Below are 2,590 nucleotides of genomic sequence, written 5' to 3'. Positions count from 1 at the left end.
GTACGCGTGATGTGGAGGCCGCCTGCCGTCGGAGGAGAGGAGGCTCCAGGATGGTGTCCACCATCAGCGTTGGTGGACACCATGGTGGAGTGGAGCCAGATGTCGAGCTCGGGCCGGCGGAGTTGGAGCGTTGAGCAGAAGCAGCGGATCATCGAAGCGACGCTGGTGCCTGGGGCGTCGGTGGCGGAGGTGGCGCGGCAGCATGAGGTGAACGCCAACCTGGTGTTCAAGTGGCTGCGTCAGGCGGGCCGAGGCCGTGGTGTCGCGAAGCGGACCGGGCGTGAGGGCGATGACGCATCCGTGGTACCGATGCAGTTCGTGCCGCTGGGCGTGTTCGGCGGGAGCGAGGGGACGGCCGCGGCGAGCCTGCCGCTGGCGGCACCGTCGGAGCGGTCAGCGAGTTCCTGTCCAGCCTCCGCCGCGGCGTGCACCGAGCAGCGGCCGGGAGCGATCGAGATCGCCCTGCCGGGCGGCGCCCAGGTCCGGGTCGACGCCTTCGTCAACCAGGGGGCGCTGCGGCGCGTGCTGCAGGCGCTGAAGGAGTTGCCGTGATCACGGTGACGCCCGGTACGAAGGTGTATCTCTGTTGCCGTCCGACAGACATGCGGCGCGGCTTCGACGGCCTTGCCGCCGACATCGCCGCGGTGTTGAGGCAGGATCCATATTCCGGCCATCTGTTCCTCTTCAGGTCCAGGAAAGCGGACTACCTGAAGATTCTGCACTATGACGGCACGGGGCTGTGCCTGTTCGCCAAGAGGCTGGAGAAGGGCAAGTTCGTGTGGCCGCCGATCGTCGACGGCACGATGGTGCTGACCCCGGCCCAGATGGCGCTGCTGGTCGAGGCGATGGACTGGCGGCGGACGGTGGCGCCGGAGCCACCGCGGCGGCCTGCGGTGATCTGACAACGCGCTGATTCTGCGCGAGAATTCTGGCTTCGGCAGGCCGGATCTGCTAGACAGGCGCATGTCGCTGGCGACGGCCTCCCTGCCCACCGATCCTGCCGAATTGCGCGCCTTCGCAGCCGCGCTGCAGGTCGAGATGCAGCGGGAGATCGCGGCCAGGAACGCCGAGATCCATGCCAAGACCCTGCACATCGAGAAGCTGAAGGCGGAGCTGGCGGCGTTGCGCCGGGCCCGGTTCGGCCGCTCGTCGGAGAAGCTCGACCGCGCCGTCGAGCAACTCGAGCTCGTGATCGGCGACATCGAGGAGGACCAGGCCGAGACCGAGGCGCGGACGGAGGCAGCGCCGTCGGCATCTGGGCGGGAGGGCAAGCGGGCGCGGGGCGGCCGCAGGCCGCTGCCCGACCATCTGCCGCGCGAAGAGGTGGTGCACGAGCCGGCCTGCCCCTGTCCGAACTGCGGCGGCACGACCTTCAGCCGCATCGGCCAGGACGAGCGCGAGGTGCTGGAATACGTCCCCTCCTACTTCAAGCGGGTGGCGCACATCCGACCGAAGCTGAGCTGCCGGGGCTGCGAGACGATCGTGCAGGTGCCGATGCCGTCGCTGCCGATCGAGCGCGGCCAGCCCGGCTCTGGGCTGCTGGCCCATGTCGCAGTCTCGAAGTATTGCGATCATCAGCCGTTGCACCGGCAAGCCGAGATCTACGCCCGGGCCGGGGTCGAGCTCGACCGCTCGGTGATGGCCGGCTGGGTCGGCAAGCTGGCGGTCCTGCTCGATCCCCTGGTCGAAGCGATCGGCCGACATGTCCGGGCGGGAGCCGCCGTGCACGCGGACGACACACCGGTGCCTGTGCTCGCGCCGGGGCTGGGCCGGACGAAGACGGGGCGGTTGTGGGTCATGCTGCGCGACGAGCGGCCGTGGAACTCCACAGCACCGCCGGCGGCCTTCTATCGCTACTCGCCGGATCGCAAAGGCGAGCATGCCGAGGCGTTGCTCGACAGTTGCCGGGGCTTCCTGCATGCCGACGGCTATGCCGGCTTCGGCGCGTTGTACCAGCCGGAACCCGGAGCCGAGGCGCCGCGCCTGGTTGAGGTGGCGTGTTGGGCCCACGCCAGGCGCTATCTGTACGAGGTCTACGACAGCACGGGCTCGGCCACGGCCAGGACGGCACTGGAACGCATCGGCGACCTCTTCGCCGTCGAGCGGGAGATCCGGGGCCGCGGGCCGGAGGAGCGCCTCGCCGCCCGGCAGGACCGCTCGGTGCCGATCCTGAAAGCCTTGCGGCTGTTCCTCGACGAGGCGTTGGCGCGGACCAGCCCCAAGGGCAAGCTCGCCGTTGCGATCCGCTATTCCACCACCCGCTGGGCAGCCCTCACGCGCTACACCACCGACGGCAGGCTGGAGATGAGCAACAATGCGGCCGAGCGCGCCATCAGGCCCCTGGCTCTCGGGCGCCGCAATTGGACCTTCGCCGGCAGCGACGCCGGTGGCCGGCGGGCCGCTGCCATGTACACCATCATCGAGAGCGCCAAGATGAACGGCCTCGACGTCGAGGCCTACCTCGCCGACGTCATCGCCCGCATCGCCGATCACCCGATCAAACGGATCGACGACTTGCTGCCATGGAATTGGCGGCCTCTCCGCCAGCTCGACCAAGCCGCCTGATCCGCGGCCATCAGCTCACGCGTAC

Annotated in this window: 3 protein-coding genes; all 3 read left to right on the top strand. The window is 69.5% G+C overall.

What is annotated here, in order from left to right; all coding sequences use genetic code 11:
* Positions 1-99: 99 nt before the first annotated feature.
* The 3 genes from tnpA (at position 100) to tnpC (ending at position 2,565) form a co-directional block, all read left to right on the top strand.
* Entirely contained in the window at positions 100-552 is a 453-nt protein-coding gene (gene tnpA / locus ACFW16_RS36040; protein ID WP_380313917.1) for an IS66-like element accessory protein TnpA, read from the top strand.
* Entirely contained in the window at positions 549-902 is a 354-nt protein-coding gene (gene tnpB, locus ACFW16_RS36035; protein ID WP_380313916.1) for an IS66 family insertion sequence element accessory protein TnpB, read from the top strand. Before tnpA ends, tnpB begins: the two co-directional genes overlap by 4 nt.
* A 61-nt stretch (positions 903-963) precedes the next feature.
* The gene (gene tnpC, locus ACFW16_RS36030) at positions 964-2,565 is read left to right on the top strand and encodes an IS66 family transposase (protein WP_380313915.1); all 1,602 of its coding nucleotides are present in this window, start codon (positions 964-966) and stop codon (positions 2,563-2,565) included.
* Positions 2,566-2,590: the final 25 nt, after the last annotated feature.

It is taken from the genome of Inquilinus sp. NPDC058860 (assembly GCF_042743185.1).
Taxonomy (GTDB): Bacteria; Pseudomonadota; Alphaproteobacteria; order DSM-16000; family Inquilinaceae; genus Inquilinus.
The sequence above is the reverse complement of the archived record's forward strand: the minus strand, read 5'-3'. Positions and strand labels throughout refer to the sequence as shown.